The 20,221-nt window shown below is 38.1% G+C and carries 19 protein-coding genes; 6 read left to right on the forward strand and 13 right to left on the reverse strand.

The features are described from left to right. Positions 1 to 100: 100 nt before the first annotated feature. The 4 genes from eno to AC3ITD_RS13750 all read left to right on the forward strand — a co-directional run bounded on the left by eno (position 101) and on the right by AC3ITD_RS13750 (position 3,004). Positions 101 to 1,396: a phosphopyruvate hydratase gene (gene eno, locus AC3ITD_RS13735; RefSeq protein WP_489360523.1), complete on the forward strand. Its 1,296-nt coding sequence runs from the start codon at positions 101 to 103 to the stop codon at positions 1,394 to 1,396. Positions 1,397 to 1,579: 183 nt separating this feature from the next. Beyond that, entirely contained in the window at positions 1,580 to 1,879 is a 300-nt protein-coding gene (locus AC3ITD_RS13740) for an FtsB family cell division protein (RefSeq protein WP_047798583.1), read from the forward strand. 15 nt (positions 1,880 to 1,894) lie between these two features. Beyond that, entirely contained in the window at positions 1,895 to 2,341 is a 447-nt protein-coding gene (locus tag AC3ITD_RS13745) for a hypothetical protein (RefSeq protein WP_489360526.1), read from the forward strand. Between the two features lie 48 nt (positions 2,342 to 2,389). Beyond that, positions 2,390 to 3,004 carry a trimeric intracellular cation channel family protein gene (locus AC3ITD_RS13750; protein WP_265800117.1) on the forward strand — a complete coding sequence of 205 codons (615 nt, stop codon included), beginning with the start codon at positions 2,390 to 2,392 and terminating at the stop codon, positions 3,002 to 3,004. Positions 3,005 to 3,181: 177 nt separating this feature from the next. Here AC3ITD_RS13750 and AC3ITD_RS13755 read toward each other — a convergent pair whose 3' ends face one another. After that, the gene (locus tag AC3ITD_RS13755; RefSeq protein ID WP_489360529.1) at positions 3,182 to 5,266 is read right to left on the reverse strand and encodes a hypothetical protein; all 2,085 of its coding nucleotides are present in this window, start codon (positions 5,264 to 5,266) and stop codon (positions 3,182 to 3,184) included. A gap of 193 nt (positions 5,267 to 5,459) precedes the next feature. Between AC3ITD_RS13755 and AC3ITD_RS13760 the strand changes: the two genes are divergently transcribed. After that, positions 5,460 to 6,197: a L,D-transpeptidase family protein gene (locus AC3ITD_RS13760; protein ID WP_489360531.1), complete on the forward strand. Its 738-nt coding sequence runs from the start codon at positions 5,460 to 5,462 to the stop codon at positions 6,195 to 6,197. Here the strand turns inward: AC3ITD_RS13760 and AC3ITD_RS13765 are convergent. The 12 genes from AC3ITD_RS13765 to sucD form a co-directional block, all read right to left on the reverse strand. Further along, positions 6,169 to 6,771 (reverse strand): hypothetical protein, encoded by a 603-nt coding sequence (locus AC3ITD_RS13765; protein ID WP_489360533.1) that lies wholly within the window; start codon positions 6,769 to 6,771, stop codon positions 6,169 to 6,171. The genes AC3ITD_RS13760 and AC3ITD_RS13765 overlap by 29 nt on opposite strands. A 100-nt stretch (positions 6,772 to 6,871) precedes the next feature. Continuing rightward, a complete protein-coding gene (fabG, locus tag AC3ITD_RS13770) occupies positions 6,872 to 7,615 on the reverse strand; it encodes a 3-oxoacyl-[acyl-carrier-protein] reductase (RefSeq protein ID WP_489360535.1) in 744 nt (247 codons plus the stop codon). A 113-nt stretch (positions 7,616 to 7,728) separates the two neighbouring features. Continuing rightward, positions 7,729 to 8,805, reverse strand: coding sequence for an agmatine deiminase family protein (locus AC3ITD_RS13775; protein WP_489360537.1), 1,077 nt, complete (start codon positions 8,803 to 8,805; stop codon positions 7,729 to 7,731). Positions 8,806 to 8,924: 119 nt separating this feature from the next. Next, complete coding sequence (locus AC3ITD_RS13780; protein WP_489360539.1) at positions 8,925 to 9,800, reverse strand: carbon-nitrogen hydrolase; 876 nt, start codon at positions 9,798 to 9,800, stop codon at positions 8,925 to 8,927. 498 nt (positions 9,801 to 10,298) lie between these two features. After that, positions 10,299 to 11,795: an SPFH domain-containing protein gene (locus AC3ITD_RS13785; protein ID WP_489360541.1), complete on the reverse strand. Its 1,497-nt coding sequence runs from the start codon at positions 11,793 to 11,795 to the stop codon at positions 10,299 to 10,301. A gap of 30 nt (positions 11,796 to 11,825) precedes the next feature. Further along, complete coding sequence (locus AC3ITD_RS13790) at positions 11,826 to 12,266, reverse strand: hypothetical protein (protein WP_489360543.1); 441 nt, start codon at positions 12,264 to 12,266, stop codon at positions 11,826 to 11,828. A 527-nt stretch (positions 12,267 to 12,793) separates the two neighbouring features. After that, on the reverse strand, positions 12,794 to 13,066 hold the full coding sequence (locus AC3ITD_RS13795) for a cysteine-rich CWC family protein (RefSeq protein ID WP_489360545.1): 273 nt from the start codon (positions 13,064 to 13,066) through the stop codon (positions 12,794 to 12,796). 189 nt (positions 13,067 to 13,255) lie between these two features. After that, the gene (locus AC3ITD_RS13800; RefSeq protein ID WP_489360547.1) at positions 13,256 to 15,640 is read right to left on the reverse strand and encodes a ribonucleoside-diphosphate reductase subunit alpha; all 2,385 of its coding nucleotides are present in this window, start codon (positions 15,638 to 15,640) and stop codon (positions 13,256 to 13,258) included. Between the two features lie 147 nt (positions 15,641 to 15,787). Continuing rightward, positions 15,788 to 16,759 (reverse strand): ribonucleoside-diphosphate reductase small subunit, encoded by a 972-nt coding sequence (locus tag AC3ITD_RS13805; protein WP_056848724.1) that lies wholly within the window; start codon positions 16,757 to 16,759, stop codon positions 15,788 to 15,790. 455 nt (positions 16,760 to 17,214) lie between these two features. Next, a complete protein-coding gene (locus AC3ITD_RS13810; RefSeq protein ID WP_265800128.1) occupies positions 17,215 to 17,595 on the reverse strand; it encodes a septal ring lytic transglycosylase RlpA family protein in 381 nt (126 codons plus the stop codon). A 144-nt stretch (positions 17,596 to 17,739) separates the two neighbouring features. Beyond that, positions 17,740 to 18,240, reverse strand: a complete 501-nt coding sequence (locus AC3ITD_RS13815; protein ID WP_265800129.1) for a methionine-R-sulfoxide reductase — start codon at positions 18,238 to 18,240, stop codon at positions 17,740 to 17,742. Between the two features lie 313 nt (positions 18,241 to 18,553). Next, on the reverse strand, positions 18,554 to 19,426 hold the full coding sequence (sucD, locus tag AC3ITD_RS13820) for a succinate--CoA ligase subunit alpha (protein ID WP_056848721.1): 873 nt from the start codon (positions 19,424 to 19,426) through the stop codon (positions 18,554 to 18,556). Between the two features lie 299 nt (positions 19,427 to 19,725). Here sucD and AC3ITD_RS13825 point away from each other — a divergent pair, with 299 nt between their 5' ends. Beyond that, the gene (locus AC3ITD_RS13825) at positions 19,726 to 20,148 is read left to right on the forward strand and encodes a cupin domain-containing protein (RefSeq protein WP_489360550.1); all 423 of its coding nucleotides are present in this window, start codon (positions 19,726 to 19,728) and stop codon (positions 20,146 to 20,148) included. The last annotated feature ends 73 nt before the right edge of the window (positions 20,149 to 20,221 follow it).

The following is a 20,221-nucleotide window of genomic DNA, read 5'->3' on the forward strand; positions in this document are numbered from 1 at the left end:
CCCTTTATTTATTTAAAAAATATACTAACTTTGATTTAAGCTTAGTAATTGTACTTTATACACTAAGCAGGTTAAAAAATCAACAAAAAATCAAATAGAAATGAGCATAATCGTTAATGTCCATGCCAGACAAATCCTCGATTCGAGAGGCAATCCAACAGTAGAAGTTGAAGTAGTTACAGAAGCAGGCGCTTTTGGCCGTGCGGCTGTACCAAGCGGTGCATCTACCGGGCAATATGAAGCTGTTGAATTACGTGATGGAGATAAATCTACCTATTTAGGTAAAGGTGTTTTAAAAGCTGTTGAAAATGTAAATACTAAAATTGCTACTGCTTTAAGAGGTGTTGATGTTTTCGAGCAAAACGCTATCGACAAATTAATGTTGGAGCTTGATGGTACTGAAAATAAAGGAAATTTAGGCGCTAATGCAATTTTAGGTGTCTCTTTAGCTGTTGCTAAAGCTGCTGCCGATGAAATTGGTCAGCCTTTATACCGTTACATTGGTGGCGTTAATGCAAACACTTTGCCAATCCCAATGATGAATATCATCAATGGTGGTTCTCACTCTGATGCGCCGATCGCATTCCAGGAGTTTATGATTATGCCAGTTGGCGCACCATCTTTCTCAGAGGCTTTACGTTGGGGAACTGAAGTTTTCCATAGCTTGAAGAAAATTCTTCACGATAGAGGTTTATCAACTGCTGTAGGTGATGAAGGTGGCTTCGCTCCTACTTTTGATGGTACTGAAGATGCAATTGAAACGGTTTTAAAAGCAATTGAAACGGCTGGTTACAAACCAGGTTCTCAAATTTGTTTGGCATTAGATTGCGCATCATCTGAATTTTACAAAGATGGTAAATACGATTATACTAAATTTGAAGGCGCTACTGGCGTAATTCGTTCAAGCGAAGAGCAAGCGCAATATCTAGCCGATCTTTCAGCAAAATATCCAATTATCTCTATTGAAGATGGTATGGATGAAAACGACTGGACGGGTTGGAAAAGCTTAACAGATAAAATTGGCGACCACGTACAATTGGTTGGTGATGATTTATTTGTTACAAACGTTACGCGTTTACAACGTGGTATCGACGAAACTACTGCAAACTCAATCTTGGTAAAAGTAAACCAAATCGGTTCTTTAACCGAAACCATCAACGCAGTAACTTTGGCTCAAAACAACGGTTATACTTCAGTAATGAGTCACCGTTCTGGAGAAACTGAAGATGTCACCATTGCTGATTTAGCTGTTGCATTAAACTGCGGACAGATTAAAACAGGTTCTGCATCTCGTTCTGACAGGATTGCAAAATACAATCAATTATTACGTATTGAAGAAGAGTTAGGCGAAAACGCTCGTTTCATCGGTTCTAAATTCAAATACGCTAAGAAATAATATTCCGTCGGTTAAAACCGACGGCAATGAATTAACAAGTTGAAAAACTTATATATAGAACATCCGGAGATTTAAAATCTTCGGATGTTTTTTTATACATTTACGTCATTGTGAGGTAGAAAGCAATCTCCCCAGTATAACAGACTGCATCGTGCCTTATATCACGATTTTTTCCAGAGAATTATGAAACGTTTAATAGACCTTTTCCGTAATAAATATTTCCTTGCAACGGCTGCTTTTGCGGTTTGGATGCTGTTTTTTGATAAAAACGACATGATGTCGCAGTACGAATACCGCAGTCAGGCGAATAAATTACAAGAAGAAAAGGAGTATTTCGAAAAAGAAACTGCTCAGGTTAAAAAAGATCTAAACGAACTGAGTACCAATCTAAATACCGCTGAAAAATTCGCCCGCGAAAAGTATTTCATGAAAAAAGATAACGAAGATGTTTTTGTTATTATTCGTGAGGAAAAGAAGGATTAACCTATACAACAACCAATGCGCACTTCTAAATTACTTGCCTCCGCTCTTGTCCTTATTATTTTATCTGCCAGCTGTAACTTTAGCCGAACCTACTTAAATCGGGAGGAAGATAAACAGGAGGCTGTAAAGGTTGTAGATCAGTTTTACGATCGGGTTGCCGAAGGCAAATATGAAGCTGTCGATGCGCTTTTTAGCTCAGAATTTTGGAAAGTTACTTCCAAAGAAAAACTTCATAATCTCTTAATTAAAAAGAGTGAAAAACTTGGCAAGCTTAATACTAAACTACTCGCTAAGTGGGAAACTAAAAGAATTGAGAGCAGCAATCCCTCGTCAAATTATGCTTTGTTATATGACAATAAATATGATAAATTCGAAGCCAAAGAATCTTTTAGGTTGGTAATGGAAAAGAACCAGATTAAAATAATTGCCTTCAATATTAATTCAGACGCCTTTCTTCAATAATCTCCGAGAAAATTTTTACGGGGTATTGTAACTAAAATTTCTCCCGATATGCTCCACATTTTATATATCATCGCTATTACTGCCGAAGCCATGACCGCTGCGCTTTCTGCTGGCAGAAGAGATATGGATTGGGTTGGTGTTTGTATTATTGCCTGGGTTACGGCCTTAGGCGGTGGAACAGTTAGAAATGTATTGTTCGGTCATTATCCGATGAGTTGGGTTGAACATCCCGAATACCTGGTTATTACCGCTGCCGCTGCATTGCTTGCTGCATTCATCGCATCAGTAATGACGAAACTTAAAAAGCTATTTCTATACCTCGATGCAATGGGTTTGGTTGTGTTTACAATTATTGGTTGCCAGGTTGCACAGCAAATGCATTTGCCTTATCTAATCGTTTTATTCAGCGGAATGATTACAGGCTGTGCAGGCGGAGTACTGAGAGATGTGCTTTGTAATGAAGTTCCGTTTCTTTTCAGGAAAGAAATTTACGCCAGTGCGGCAATCGTTACTGGAGCAGTTTATATCGGCGTGGAACATTTCCATGGAAGTGAAATTCTAGCGACCATCCTTGCAGCTTTAATAGGTTTAACGCTAAGATTACTTTCGATAAAATATAAATGGCACATGCCCAAATTCGTATATAAGGAAGAATGGCACTAGTTTCAGTTTGTAATTATCAGTTCTGAGTTAAAACAAGGCCCTCCAAATTTATGCAAAACTAAAGCAGCACAAGAGTGAATTAGATACCCAACTTTGTGACCCTCTGCGCCCTTTCTTTGTGTACTTTGCGGTTCATTGACACCCAAAACTTCAAACTCCAAACGCTCAATTCAGAACTTATAATTCCCCATTTCTTTTCCGTAAAAACCACTCAACGCTTAGCAAAATCAAGATTAACCCAAATAACCATTTAAGATTAATGAGTTCGTCATACTTACGGTCTTCGTAGCTGATGGTTTTAATATTCTCGTTTTTCAGGATTTCATCGGCTATTTTTAATAAATCTGCTGGCATAAAAAGTCTACCATTACTTTGTTTTGAAATGGTATTCAGCAATTGGTGATTAGCTGTTGTTTGCTGATATTCTGCTATGAGCGCATTTACATAAAACCTTCCTGCAGCGGTAAATTTTTGACCGCCTAGTGAGGTACTGGCTACATAAGAATAATTCCCCGCAGGTATTGCTCCTGCATCGAGTAGATAGCCTTTGTCTGTTTTCGAGAAAACGTAGTTAAAAAGCTTTCCTGCATCATTTTTTATTTGCAAGTTCACCTCAGGCTCGTTTACAGGCTGATAACTTTCATTGTAAAGTGTTCCGTTGAATTGAATCGATTCATTTTCATCGTAGGCAGATTTAGATGTAAAAACTTTAAATCTTCTCTTATCATCCTTTACCGAAAGATATTGAACGGTTTGAGAAATTAAATTATTTATACTTGATTGTTCAATCTCATTTTCAGCGGCTGATAACTTCCATCGCCACAGGCCCTCACCCATTAAATAACCGGCTTTTAAACCATTGTCATTAGTAAAAAACAATAAGGGTTGTTGCGTACTCACCTTGCCTATGCGCTGATTAAATACTGGGGTTGCGCTTGCATTTACTGTCAATCGCCCGAAAGGCATCAACAATGGGTCGAAACCCGAAAACTGCCTTTTATCTTCCTCTGATAAATTAAAGCTGGTAAAGCCATTTGCAAAATCTGGATAAACCTCTTGAACAGAGCCGCTAGCAGCGCTTAAATTAACTTGATTCTGAAGTTGATTGAAAGCATTCACATTGCTTTGTGCACCTAAAATATACCATATTGGCTTCTTTAAAGCCGTCACTTTTTGCAAAAATGAAGCAGAAATATTCTGCGCATCCGGCAACTGATACAACACAATCAAATCAAATTTCGATGGATCTATCGCATTCAAATCATCCGCCAATGCGAGTTTAGCCTCGTAATGTTTGTTGAGAGAAATCGCTTCTCTTAAAACCCCCAGATCCGGATGCGGAGCTGCAGCAGCTAACAATACCTTTTGCCTGCCATCAATTACTTCTACATAGAACGTTTGTGAATTATTCTTCGTCGTAATTTCATTAGGCAGTGCACCAACCTGAACGGTATACTTTTGCACACCAATTTTACCCGCATGTAGTTTAACAGAAACCGTTTTAACAAATGAATTTCCAGTAATTACAATACTTTGTTGCTCAACTTTAGCACCGTTTTGACTGACCGTTAAAGCCGTATTTTCTCGATCGCTTTGGAACGCCTGCACCTGAACTTCTATCGTAAAATCATCGTCTAAATAAACAATATTATTATAGTTTACATTCGAAATTAAAATATCCCGTTTCGGAATGCTATCGCCCAAAGCAATGGTATATACTGGTGAATTGATCTGATTGATATTGTACAAAGGATTCCCGCCGTGGTTAAAAATCCCGTCCGTTGTCAGAATGATTGCTCCAACATTTCTGTTGGTATATTCATCTCTTATTTTTTGAAAAAAAGCACTTGCATCGGTTAGCTTCCCCTGGTTCTTAAAATTGAAACCGTCGCCAACAGAATCGCCAAAGTTATAGGCTTTTACTTCATACTTATCTGAAAGTTTATCGTAGAGGGCCTTTAGGTTTTGTTCGTATAATTTTTGGTCGAAACCAGCTGCTTTAACCTGGCCGACTGAAAGTGAATTATCTTGGCCGATAATGATGACAGGCTTATCTAAATTGTAATTAAGTGTTTTGATTAAAGGAGCAAATATTAGCCAGGCAATAGCGGCAACAGCAATAATTCTGACGGCAGTTAACCCATATTTCAGTTTTTTATCAAGATTTTTATTACTCCGATATAGCAGCCAGGCATATAAAAATCCCAAAGCGAGGCAACCTATGAAATACAAAATAGAAGTACCGGCAAAAAAACTGTTCATATTTTATAAAGATGCTAATTTTGTATTTAACCGCAAAGAAAGGTATGAAAGCTTTTACCATGGAGATTTAAAGTTTGCAAATTTTGCCACGGAAATACTGAAAGCACGGAAGAATGGTTTTCATTCCGTGTAAATCTGTGTTTCCGTGGCATGCTTTACGAATAAATAATTAGCTTTAGCCAAACCAAATTTCATGAAATTAATCTTTTTAACGTTTCTTTTATCTATCGGTATAATGGCCAGTGCCCAAAACAATTTCAAAGCGACCCAAATTAAATTCGAACGAGTAGAAAAAGCCTACAATGAGAAATGGGGAACTTTAGAAAAATTCGTGAAAGCTGCTGATTTTGGCAATGATTTTTCTATGCTCATCAACGCCTATAAAACCGAGGGAAAATTAGAAGTTTGGTTAAAATCTAAATCAGCCAAAAGCTATTCTTTATTCAGAACTTACGATTTCTGTGCGCATTCTGGCACTCTTGGTCCGAAAGTTATAGAAGGGGATGGACAAACACCCGAAGGCTTTTATTACATCAATGTCTTTAATCCGATGAGTAATTTCCATTTATCGCTCGGGATTAATTATCCAAATGCAGTTGATTTAGCCAGGACAGGCAAAAATAGAAAAACTGGCGGCGACATTTACATCCATGGCAATTGCGTAACCGTGGGTTGTATTCCGCTTACGGATGAAAAAATTAAAGAAGTTTATGTTTTAGGTGTGGAGGCAAGAAATAACGGACAGAATAAAATTCCAGTTAATATTTATCCGTTTAAAATGACAAATGCCAATATGCAAAAGTATTTAGCTCAATTTCCTGCACAGCTTAGCTTTTGGAAAATCTTACAGCCAGGCTATTTGGCCTTTGAGAAAAATAAAACTACCGTAAATATTAAGGAAGTTAAGGGGAAGTATGTGATTTCTTACTAATTGCTTTATCAGCATTAGTCCCATCATAATCCAAACTATCGATTACCCAACGTTTATTATCAATCTTTGTTAAAGAAAAAATCAGCTGATTAAATTTTGAAATATCAAATTTGACCAGTGCCTTATTGTAAATCAAATAGATTTCTGACAGGTGGCCTTCTTCAATGTGGTCTAGTATTTCTTCCGGCTCAAAGCCAAAAAGCAAATCACATTCCAATCCAGGGACTGGACCAAAATAGTCGACAGTAGGATGCTTTATTAATGTATCTGAAACATTTTTATATATCGCTCTTAAGTTTCCTAAGAACGAATCAGAAACATAATTAGACTTCTTAAAATTAGACAAATACTCATCAACACTTTTCATATCAATTCTCAATACGCTATTTTTTTTGATAGTATCTTCATTATAACCATTGACTATTGGATATCTCATCAATTTTGCTTCATTTTCTTTATACCACTTTAAGAAATCTATGATAGTTATTTTTATTTGGCTCTCGTTTTGATTTTGCTGCCCGAAAACAATTGAACAGAAAAATAACATTAGCGATATTGAGATTAAGCGTTTCATGTGATTTAATTGATAGAACTAAGCTAAATAAAAATTACCGAGAACAAAAAAGGTGGAAGTAAACCCTCCACCTTAAACCTTTAAACCCGCTGCCTTTCTTTTACAGCATCCCGCCACAAACAGAAAGCGTTTGCCCGGTTACGTAAGCGCTCATATCCGATGCCAAGAACACACAAACATTTGCAATATCTTCCGTTTCACCAGCACGTTTTAATGGGATATCCTTCTCCCAACTAGCAACAACCGCAGGGTCTAAAACCTCAGTCATCTCGGTACGGATAAAACCTGGAGCAACCACGTTAGCACGAATATTTCTTGAACCTAATTCTTTAGCAACTGATTTTGTGAAACCGATAATTCCGGCTTTTGATGCCGCATAGTTCGCCTGTCCTGCGTTGCCAGTAATACCAACCACAGAACTCATATTGATAAAAACACCTTTACGGGCTTTCATCATTACTTTAGAAGCAGCTTTAGTTACATTGAAGATCGATTTTAAGTTGATGTTGATGACATCATCCCAATTCTCTTCGCTCATTCTCATTAATAAACCATCTTTGGTAATACCGGCATTATTTACAACAATGTCGATTGCTCCAAATTCGGCTACAATATCCTTGATTAATTGTTCCGCCTGATCAAATTTTGATGCATCAGAACGGTAACCTTTTACTTTTGTGCCAAAGCTTTGCAGTTCTTGCTCCAAAGCCTCCCCTTTTTCTACTGATGATAAATATGTAAAAGCAACGTTAGCGCCTTGCTCTGCAAATTTTTCAGCTATTTTACGACCAATACCTTTCGATGCGCCTGTAATTAAAGCTGTTTTTCCTTCTAGTAATTTCATAACCCCTAAATCCCCTAAAGGGGACTTTTATATAATGTATAAAAATTTAAACTGTTGTAAAGTTAATACTTAAAACGAAATTGACTAATGACTTTCGATTTAAGACTAACGACTTAAACCGCTGGCTCCTGTTGACTCAAACAATGAAAACTGCCTAAGCCCCAAATAATATCTACTGAATTGATGCCAATTACCCTTCTGTCTGGGAAACAACCTTGAATAATATCCAATGCTTTTTGGTCATTCACATCATCGAAAACGGGAACAATTACAGCTGCATTTGCAATATAAAAATTAGCATAAGAAGCAGGCAATCGAGTATCCTCATAAATTACCGGCGATGGCATCGGAAGCTCCACAATGTTTAGCGAGCGACCATCTTTCAGTTTCATCGCCTTTAAAGCTTCCAGGTTTTCCTGCAACAGGAGATAGTTTTCATCCAGAGGATTGCTTTCTATAACCGTTAAAACAGTATCTTCATTCACGAAACGTGTGATATCATCAATATGACCGTCAGTATCATCGCCTACAATTCCATCACCTAACCATAAAACCTGCTCCTGTCCATAATACTCAAGCAGGTATTTTTCTATCTGCTCTTTAGTTAAATGCCGATTGCGATTTTCGTTGAGCAAACAAGCCGTTGTGGTTAAAATGGTTCCTGCACCATTAAATTCTACTGAACCACCTTCCATTACGATATCAGGAATAAATAAAGGCAAATTGAAATGTTTAGCAATTTTGGTTGGCACTACATCGTCCAAATCAAAAGGAGGATATTTTCCACCCCAGGCATTATAACCCCAATCTACTACCGCCTTTTCATTTCCTTTAACCACAAATGCAGGTCCATGGTCACGGCACCAGGCATCGTTCGTTTCATTGAAATAGAATTCAATCTGCGATAAATCTGCATCAAATTTTGTTAATTCAGCAACAGCAAAAGCTTTCATTTCCTCGTCCTTAACATTTATACGAACTATTTCGCCTTTTGCCACAGCTTTAATGAATTCACAGTATGGCTTGTAAATAGTTTCGATTTTTCCCGGCCAACTCGCCTCTTTATGCGGCCAGCTTAACCAGGTTGCTTCATGTTTCGCCCATTCGGCAGGAAAAACATAGCCCTGTTTTTTCGGAGAATAATCGAATTGATTGATATTTAAATGTTCTTTCGGTGGGAAATTTGACATTTCGTTTTGTCTTATAAATTAGAGGTGTCACATTGAGCTTGTCGAAATGTTATGTCCATCGACGGGCTCAGGATGACACCTAGGAATATAGGTTAAGCTTTGGCCTTTAACCTTTCAGCTTAATCGTTATCAATATATCTTTTCGTAATCGGCTGATAAGAGTCAATTCTCCTATCTCTCAAAAACGGCCAGTGTTTACGCATGAAATCACTTTGATCTAAATCCAGTTCCACCACTTCGGTTTCTTCCTGATCGTGTGAAGCCAAATAAAGCAGCTTACCTTGTGCGTTTGTTGCAAAACTTCCGCCCCAGAATTTCATTCTGCCATCCTGCTCAAAACCAACACGATTTACACTCACAACAGGAACGCCATTAGCTACTGAATGCGAACGTTGAATGGTTTGCCATGCATTATATTGGTCTCTATTGGTTTCTTCATCCTGTGTTGTATCCCAACCAATTGCTGTTGGATAAAACATAATATCAGCGCCCATCAAAGCAGTAATCCGTGATGCTTCTGGGTACCATTGATCCCAACAAATCAAGATACCAATTTTGGCAAACTTGGTTTCGAAAACCTTGTACCCTAAATCGCCTGGAGTAAAATAGAATTTTTCATAGTAAGCTGGATCATCAGGGATATGCATCTTACGGTATTTCCCCAAATATGAACCATCAGCATCCAAAACAGCGGTTGTATTGTGGTACAAACCTTCAGCACGTTTCTCAAATAAAGAAGCAATTACCACAACGCCAAGCTCCTTAGCTACCTCCTGTAAAGCATCAGTAGATGGCCCAGGAATTTTTTCAGCTAAATCGAAGTTGTCGTAATCTTCTACATCGCAGAAATATAAAGAAGTAAAAAGCTCTTGCAAGCATACGATTTGCGCACCTTTCGCGGCTGCCTCTCTTACTTTTACAATCGCTTTATCTAAATTTTCCTGCTTATCTTTAGTACAAGTCATTTGTACCAAGCCAACTTTTACTTTCTTCATTTCTTAAAATTATTGGATGAAAGAATGATAGAATGAATGAATTTGTAAAGCATTCAACCATTTCCCAAAGGGATGCCTTTGGCACAAAATTCCTTCACTCTAAATTAGGTTGCAAAGTTACTATTTTGTTTAAAAGTAGAAGGGCATAATTATGTAATTGTTTTTTGAAAAGCAGAGGCAGTATCGAAATCATCGTTGGTCGGGCTATCCGTTAAATCTTTTTTGTGATTGCTACACATTAACCTTGTCGAAGTGCAACAAAAAGGATATCACTCCTATCCCGTTTAGGTGGGGAATCTTTTGCTACTATCTTGGGTTGCATAGCGTGTAAATGTGGCTGAAGCCTTTAAAAATTCTACATTATTCATGCAGCTAAAGCAGCCTGCAATGAACAGTCAATCTAATAGCCACATCGCATTACATTGCCGTTCGGCTTCAGCGAATGGATAATTAGAAAGGCCTCGATTTTCATCGAGGCCTTTCACCTTTAAAATAAAATTAAGAATTAATGTTATCCCTTTTAGGTATCGGTTTTGTTTCTACAACTCCGGCAACCGCTATCACCTCTTTTCGTTGTTGCGGGTCCATTAGCTCCATTAACTTCAAGCCTAATAAACCATCCATTGCTGAGCCGCCATTATTACCCCCATTTCCACCAATCAACACATCAGGAATTAGCTTTACATTACCTTTAGATAATTCTTCGGTAATTTTATAACGCGTAAAGTTTTCGCCACCCAAAGCCTTAACAGCTAATTCATAGGCTTCGGCCGTAGATTTACCGATAGCTAAAATTTTACCAGCTTCGGCTCCACCTGTTAAAGAAATTTGTTCAGCTTCTGCCGAAGCCCTTAACTTAATCGCTTCAGAATCTGCTTGCGCCCTTGCTTTTGTTGCTTCGGCTTCGGCATGTGCTCTCATTTTGGTTGCTTCTGCTTCTGCACCAACAGCTAATTTCACACCAGCTGCATCACCTTCCGATTTTTTAACCGTTGCACTTGCGGTACGCTCGGCAATCTCCACACTTTGTTGCGCCTTAACAATATCCTTTTGCATATCAGCAATAGCAGTTTCTTTTTCCATTCCCTGACGTGTTTCCTGTGCTTGCTTCTGGGTTTCATAAGTTACCTTTTGTTCTTCTGCAATTTTACGGTCAGTTAAGGTTTTCATCAACGATTCTGGTGGAACAATGTCGCCAATCAGCGTATCAACTGCGTTTACATTATATTCATCAAGCACTTTTCGGATATGTTCTTTTGCAGATTCTTGACGCTCTTTACGCGTACTTAAGAAAGCGATCACATCGCTTCCCTGTGCCGAGTTACGGAAATAGTTACCAATAGTTGGTTCCAAAACCTGCGAAACCAAGTTTACCATGTTACCAAAACGGGCAATTACCTTTGGCGCTTCAGTTGTTGGAACGTGAATAATTTGAGCCACATCCAAATTGAAGGGAAAACCGTCTTTGGAACGTACTGTAATGGTAGATAAATTTTTATCCAAATTATGTGCTTCACTTCTTGCAGATGCCCAGTTTAAAACCAGGTTTGTTGTAGGCACTAATTCCACTTTCATAATGTACTTGTTAATTGGATATTTACCTGGGCCAAGTGGTTCTAGCCAAACCCCTTTCGAACCTTTCCCAACAATGTTACCATGTTTAAAATCGGCACCGGTTAAATCGTTTCCATCAGTACCAATAAATGAGATCACCACGCCAACATAGCCAATCGCGATTTCAGTCATCGGAATTTCCTCCAACTGAATAGCCCAAGGATTAAGGTTGTAAGAACCTGCCAAAATTACTTGTGGCTGTAAACCCCTATTTCCCCCAGCTTTGATAAAATTATCAAAGTTCTGAAAATTGTTATGTCCTTCTACCAATTTACCAGCAATCTGGTTAGCTTCAATCGGCAAACCATCAAGTGTTGTTACAATACCTACCATACTTTCCTGAATACGAATCATATCGGTAACCGAAACTTGAAAAAGCATCGTGTTGATACGATAAGAGCCAGAAGTGATTTACGAAGTCTGCCGACCTCGCTGCCCGCCGTTTTCCAGGAACTTTACAGCATCCTGAAAATTATCAGATTCTACTCGTTGTCCGAGGATATTTCCGGTAGGAATTTCCGAACCGTCTTTGGCCATGATTAAACCAATTTTACCTTCTGGAATGATGGTAAATTGTTCCATAGTTACGCTGTACTGCCAAAACCACATTCCAAAATATAATCCAGGCGCCAATGTTTTACCCTGGAAACCCGCTTCGCCTTTTACGGCAATGATGCGCCCGTCGGGCAGTTCTCTGTCTGAACCAAATAGCACGAATTTTTTGGTAATTAACCCGATTCTATCTTCGGGAACATTGACCATCCCAAATAAGAAACGCAAAATGTATTTGTATAAAACGATGCACAACAGTGCCACTAAAACCCACCAGTAATTAGAAATGAGCGCTTCCATAATAATATGTATTTTCTATTTTTTCTGTTGATAAACCATTTATCAGCTAGCATATTGTTATCAAAAGGAGTGCACTATTTGCAAAAAACACTCAATCCGAGAATATATATTTCTTTCCATTTTAAGGGCTCAGATCTGATTTGAGATAGTGCATTGATAAAATACCACCTGAACTTGACATTTCGGAAAATGACCGAATAGACAAAAGAAAAAGAGTCAAAAATTAAGGTTTAGATATGGAGTGATTTGTTCCAATGAAAACCTGGCAGAACTTAAATTTTTCTTACTTTAAGCTGTCCTATTTCAGACCTTGTGATTTGACTAATAAAATAGACAGTTTACTTTTGTTGGGGGTTACGTATTTACTTAAGTAAGATAAACCCGATTGAATGGATGCCATTTTTTTTCTAAATGGCAGCAACAAAAGCGGGGCTGATATAGCCAAAAGTGCAGAACATTGCTTTTCAAAAAAATCGAAGCAGATGGAATTTAGTATACACAGATGCTTTTAAGATTTCGCAATTTAATTACACTCCTATCTCTTCCCTGTACTCCTGTTGTAACTCGAAAAGGCATTTAGCGCATAAACAACCATCGTATAACTCGGAGATGTATTGAACTTCGTTAATGCTCAATTGCACCACGCTACACTGACATTTAGTGTATGAGTTTGCCTTGCATTCAATAGCCGTTCCGCATCTTTCGCAGGGAATGATTTCGTGTTTGCTATGTTTTTGGGTGTTCATTGGGTCAGTGGTCATTAGTTCATTGGTATTTGGCGCATTACAGTAATGAACCATTGACAGATGAACTATTAAACTAAAAACCAAAAGTAAGGACAAAAAATAAGGTTTTGAGCGTTTGCCCAAAACCTTACGATATTATTAGATTCATTATCCTGAACTTATTTCAGGAAATATTCGAACAGATGCTGAAATAAATTCAGCAAGACGATCGTTTTAAAAGTCCCCCTTAGGGGATTTAGGGGTTTAACCTGAACAGCTAATGCAGCCTTCTTCCATTGAACAAACTGGTCCGTCAATGATTTCTTCTGCAACCTGGTCTTGAGTCATTTCAGCAGGAATAACTGCTTCAATTGCTTTACCACCTTGGTTCTCTACAGTAAATTTAACTGCTTGAGATGCTGCTTGAGTACGTAAGTAATACATACCAGTTTTCAAACCTTTCTCCCATGCATAGAAGTGCATTGAGGTTAATTTCGAAGTATTTGGTGCATTTACGAACAAGTTCAATGATTGTGATTGACAGATATATGCGCCACGATCTGCAGCCATATCGATGATGTTACGCATCTTGATCTCCCAAACAGTTTTGTACAATTCTTTAATATAATCAGGAATAGCAGCAATACCTTGGATTGAACCGTTAGCCAATATGATTTGGTTTTTCATATCGTTGTTCCACAAACCTAGGGCTACTAAGTCTTTCAATAAGTGTTTGTTCACCACTACGAACTCTCCACTTAATACACGGCGGGTGTAAATGTTAGAAGTATATGGCTCGAAACATTCGTTGTTACCTAGAATTTGAGAAGTAGATGCTGTTGGCATTGGCGCAACCAATAAAGAGTTGTATACACCATCTTTAACTACTTTCTTGCGTAAAGCATCCCAATCCCATCTTCCGCTATCTGGTGTTACGTTCCATAAATCAAATTGGAATTTACCTTTTGATAATGGCGAACCTTCAAAAGTTTGGTAAGGGCCGTGTTTCACCGCTAAATCGTTAGAAGCTGTCATCGATGCGAAATAAATCGTTTCGAAAATATCTTTGTTTAAACGTTTTGCCTCATCACTTTCGAAAGGTAAACGCAATAAAATAAACGCATCGGCTAAACCTTGAACACCTAAACCAACCGGACGGTGACGCATGTTTGAATTTTCAGCTTCTTGCACCGGGTAATAGTTATGGTCGATGATTTTATTCAGGTTTAAAGTAGCCTGATAAGTTACATCGTATAATTTTTGGTGATCGAAAGCGCCATTGATTACAAAACGTGGTAAAGCTAATGATGCCAGGTTACAAACCGCAACCTCATCTTTAGAAGTGTACTCAATAATCTCCGTACATAAGTTAGAAGACTTGATTGTACCGAGGTTTTGTTGGTTAGATTTGCTGTTCGCTGCATCTTTAAACAACATATAAGGTGTACCTGTCTCAATTTGAGAATCTAAAATAGCAAACCAAAGTTCTTGAGCTTTAATCGTTTTACGTCCACGGCCTTCAGCTTCATATTTCGCATAAAGATCTTCAAATTCTTTACCAAAACAATCTGCTAAACCTGGAGCTTCGTGTGGGCAGAATAATGTCCAATCGCCATTGTCTTTAACACGTTGCATAAACAAATCGTTAATCCAAAGCGCATAGAATAAATCACGGGCGCGCATTTCTTCTTTACCGTGGTTTTTACGTAAGTCTAAGAATTCGAAAACATCTGCATGCCATGGTTCTAAATAAATAGCGAAAGCACCTTTACGTTTACCTCCACCCTGATCTACATAACGGGCAGTATCGTTAAATACACGTAACATTGGAATGATACCGTTACTCGTACCATTTGTACCGCCAATATATGAACCTGTTGCACGGATGTTGTGGATGCTTAAACCAATACCACCAGCACTTTGAGAAATTTTAGCGGTTTGTTTTAATGTATCATAAATCCCCTCGATGCTGTCATCTTGCATAGTTAACAAGAAACATGAAGACATTTGGGGTTTAGGTGTAGCGGCGTTGAATAAAGTTGGAGTAGCATGTGTAAACCAACGCTCACTCATTAAGTTATACGTTTTAATTGCACTCTCAATATCCTCTTTATGGATACCAACAGAAACACGCATGAATAAGTGTTGCGGACGCTCAACAATTTTACCGTTCACTTTTAAAAGGTATGATTTTTCCAGCGTTTTGAAACCGAAATAGTCGAAACCAAAATCACGGTCGTAAATGATAGAGCTATCTAAAATATCTTTGTTTTTTTCGATAATTTCGTATACATCATCAGCGATAAGCGGAGCCGCTTTCTGCGCTTTCGGGTCGAAATATTCGTACAACATTTTCATCGTACCCGAGAATGACTTGGTAGTGTTCTTATGCAAGTTAGAAACCGCGATACGCGAAGCTAACAAAGCATAATCAGGATGTTTCGTAGTCAACGATGCGGCAGTTTCCGCAGCAAGGTTATCCAACTCTGATGTAGTTACACCATCATATAAACCTTCGATTACCTTTTTGGCAACATCGATTGGGTCTACAAGGTCTGAATTTAAACTATAACACAGCTTTTGAATACGGGCTGTGATTTTGTCAAATTGCACCGCCTCTTTGCGGCCATCTCTTTTTAGTACGAACATAATTTATGAGATTTTTCTTTAATGATTGAATGAGTGAGTTTTGAATGAGTGATTTTCTTATCAACCTTTCGAACCAACTCGTAATGTTTTATTTATTTTTCCGAATGATAAAAGAGCATTCTATCATTCTTTAATTCAAAATTTTAACTAAAAGTCTTCGTCTAAAGAAAACGCTTGTTTATTGTTATCAGCAGAAGTTAACACACCACTTTTCTGGTAATCGCCAACACGTTTTTCGAAGAAATTGGTTTTACCCTGCAATGAAATCATTTCCATAAAATCGAAAGGATTGGTTGCATTATAGATTTTTTTATAACCCAATTCCTGTAACCATCTGTCGGCAACAAACTCGATGTATTGGCTCATCAACTTCGCATTCATCCCGATTAAAGCAACCGGTAATGCATCGGTAATAAATTCTTTTTCAATTTCAACCGCATCGCTGATGATAGAATGAACTTGCTCTTCACTCAATTTATTGCTTAACATGCTATACAACAAGCAAGCAAATTCGCAGTGCGAACCTTCATCTCTGGAAATTAACTCGTTACTGAAAGTTAATCCAGGCATTAAACCACGTTTTTTCAACCAGAAGATAGAACAAAAACTTCCGCTGAAGAAAATACCTTCAACAGCAGCAAACGCTACCAAACGCTCAGCGAAAGTTCCGTTTTCAATCCAGCGAAGCGCCCATTCTGCCTTTCTCTTTACTGCCGGAACAGTATCAATAGCATGGAATAAGCGATCTTTTTCTTCCGGATCTTTGATATAAGTGTCAATTAATAAAGCATAGGTTTCGGCATGGATGTTTTCCATCATAATCTGGAAACCATAAAAACAACGAGCTTCTGGCAACTGCACTTCACTCATGAAGTTTACCGCCAGGTTTTCGTTAACAATACCATCACTAGCAGAAAAGAAAGCAAGGATATGAGAAATGAAATGTCTTTCGCCATCATTTAAACTATCCCAGTGCTTTTGGTCATCAGAAAGATCGATCTCTTCTGCTGTCCAGAAACTAGCTTCGGTCTTTTTATACATCTCCCAAATTGCCGGGTATTTAATCGGCAAAAGCACAAATCTATCTTTGTTTTCTTGTAGTAATAATTCCTGTTCCATATCTGATACTTTAATATTTTATTCCATTTAGTTAGAGCCAACAAAACCACGCATCCACCAATTTATATAGTGATTGAAATGTTTTGTCTTAAAACTCTAGTGCAAGTGCTAACCCTTGGCGAATGACAAACAACAGAGTCTTTAGTCGGGAAAATTTAGATTTGTTATCAGAGTGATACACCTGTAAATTACTAAAAACTAAGCTTTTATATTTGTTTTCAAACGCAAGAAGTTAAAGAACTTTGTTATAACAAATATATACACCGGGGGGCTTTTTTGTGAACCAAAGTTGTTAACACTACGCTGAATCTGGTGGAGAAAACGATCAGCTAAATATCATTTTCAAGCGAAAAAAAAGCTAATCGTTTCTTTTCAAGGGTTTAGCAAACCAAAATAAGTGTTAATAACTTAAATTTGAGGTGTATAGCAAGTACATAATAGAGCAAAAAGGAATATTACTCCACACTATAACTTAGATTTACTTTAGCTATGCCTTTACGATAGATACCAATCTCTTTAGCAGCACTTTCTGATAGATCTATTGCCAATCTCTTAGAGAAAGGACCACGATCGTTTACCTTTACCGTTACCGATTTTCCGTTGTCGGGATTGGTTACTTTGATCATTGTGCCGAATGGCAAAGTGCGGTGAGCGGCGGTGAATTTTTTGGCTCTGTATTTGGCGCCGCTAGTAGTGCGGCGGCCTTCGAATTTTCTGTGATAGTAAGTTGCAAGAACTGTTTTGCTAACGCTGTCTGGTTCATTTGAGGGACCGGATTGCTTTGCTTTACCTTGTAAAAACAGGAAACAAAAACTTAATAACAGAAGATACTTCATAGGCTAAAATTTTTATATCGAGCCTGCAAATATAAGCATTTAGTTTATAATCAATAATTTGTGGAAAAACAGCCTGATTTTCAACATCAAAAAAGGCGTACAACTTGTCGCTGTACGCCTCTACCTAACCTCACTACACCCACCTTATTTCTTGTCTGGCACAAAGTTCATCGAGATAGAATTTACACAATGACGAGTGTCTTTAGCAGTAAACCCTTCTCCTGTAAAAACGTGACCTAAGTGTGCGCCACAGTTGGCACAAACTATCTCTATACGCGATCCGTCAGCGTCAGGAATCCGTTTTACAGCACCCTTAATTTCATCATCGAAAGCCGGCCAACCACAACGGGCATCAAACTTACTTTCCGAACGGTACAATTCCGCATTGCAACGTTTACAAGTATATGTTCCTTTATCTGTGGTATGCTCATACTTCCCTGTGCCAGGATATTCTGTTCCTTTATTAACAATTACTCTTTCTTCTTCAGGTGTTAATGTGTTCCAGTTCATTTTCTTTTTTATAATATTTTCTGATGACTGCGCTGATTTTGTTTCTTTCTTTTCTTGCTTTTGTGCGCAAGCAGAAAGACTTCCAATTAAAACAACAGCCGAGATCAAAAATAGTTTATTTAACATCGTTTTCATACATCAATATACGTGATAGATTGCAATTTGGTTTACAGGTTTAATACATTCGAATAGTGTTTACAAAGCGATGATAAAACCTCACCCTATCAAAGTTTGTGATAATGGTTTTGTAGTGCCATCCCTCCTGAAAGAGAGGGAAACATAAGATTGTGATCCTAAACAAATGGATTACCGCCTAAACCGTCAACCCTCTCTTCCAGGAGAGGGACAGCAAAAATTAGCCAAATCACAAACTTTCACAGGGTGAGGACAAAAAAAAAGCGTCCCGAAATTAATCGAAACGCTCTCATTTATATAAAATTCTAAAATCTTACTTTGCTAATTCTTCTGCCATTGCAGCGCCAATTTCAGCAGGACTTTCTACTACACGGATACCACACTCACGCATGATTTTCATTTTAGCAGCAGCTGTATCGTCAGCACCACCTACAATTGCACCAGCGTGACCCATTCTACGTCCTGCAGGAGCAGTTTGACCAGCGATGAAACCAACAACAGGCTTAGTACCGTTTTCTTTAATCCAACGAGCAGCTTCAGCTTCCATTCCACCACCAATTTCACCAATCATGATGATACCGTGAGTTTCAGGATCATTCATTAATAATTTTACCGCTTCAACAGTTGGCGTACCAATAATTGGGTCACCACCGATACCGATAGCAGTAGTAATACCTAAACCAGCTTTAACAACCTGATCTACCGCTTCGTAAGTTAAAGTTCCTGATTTTGAAACCACACCTACATGACCTTTTTTGAAGATAAAACCTGGCATGATACCAATTTTAGCTTCATCAGCAGTAATTACACCTGGGCAGTTAGGGCCGATAAGCGTAACATCACGGTCAGAAATATATTCTTTAACCTGAATCATATCCTTAGTTGGGATACCTTCAGTAATACAAACAATCACTTTAATGCCACCATCGGCAGCTTCCATAATCGCATCAGCAGCAAAAGCCGGTGGAACGAAAATGATAGATACATTTGCTCCTGTTTTATCAACAGCATCTTTAACAGTATTAAAAACAGGCTTTTCTAAATGTAATTGCCCACCTTTGCCAGGCGTAACACCACCAACTACGTTTGTACCGTACGCCAACATTTGTTCTGCGTGGTATGTTCCTTCGTTTCCGGTAAAACCCTGAACGATAACCTTAGAATCTTTATTTACTAAAACGCTCATGTATCAATATTTTTTTGTGCAAAGCTAATATTATTGACTGGAAAGTCAAGCTTAAAAATAGATTATTTAGCCCATTTTTTCATGAAAATGTAAGGAGTTCGCCTATGGCAGCTGTGGTCCTGCTATTCACTTTACTCCGTTGCACTCCCTGTTCTTTGCTATCAGGTTTATTTAACAAAATTTCTTCGCCTTTGGCAACCCGAAACAAAACGCCTAATTTTACTTAAGCCTAAAGCTGAAAGTAGAAAGACTAAAGCTAAAAGCATGATGCAAAATAATACAGCCAAAAAGAGTGTAACATGAAAAACAAGGTTTTTATCCTTCTTACATTATTGACAACCATTGCTTTTGGCGCCAAAGCCCAAAGTAACGACACGTCGAAATACATATTACAAAACGATATCGAAGTGGCGAAAAAAGAACCCGGCACACACAAGGGTGGTGGCGAAACCATTGGATACAATTTCTTTGGTGATGCCAAAAATCTTAAAACGGCTTTCCGTAAAAGGATTTTAAAACCCGGTTCATCCATCGGCTATCATTTGCAAAAAGAAGATGAAATATATTACGTGATCAGTGGAAATGGCACCATGCAAATGAATGGAAAAACATTTCCGGTTAAACCTGGCGATGCGATTTTAACGCGTCCGGGGAGTTCGCATGGCATTAAGCCAAACGATGATAATGATTTAACGATATTAATTGTTTACGAGAAAAAATAAATATAAGGATCGCAATGCTTCAGATTCGGAACAAAAATCCTAACGAAAAGAAAAAGCCGAATAAATGAGAATT

The sequence above is a fragment of the Pedobacter sp. KH_004 genome (assembly GCF_057840755.1).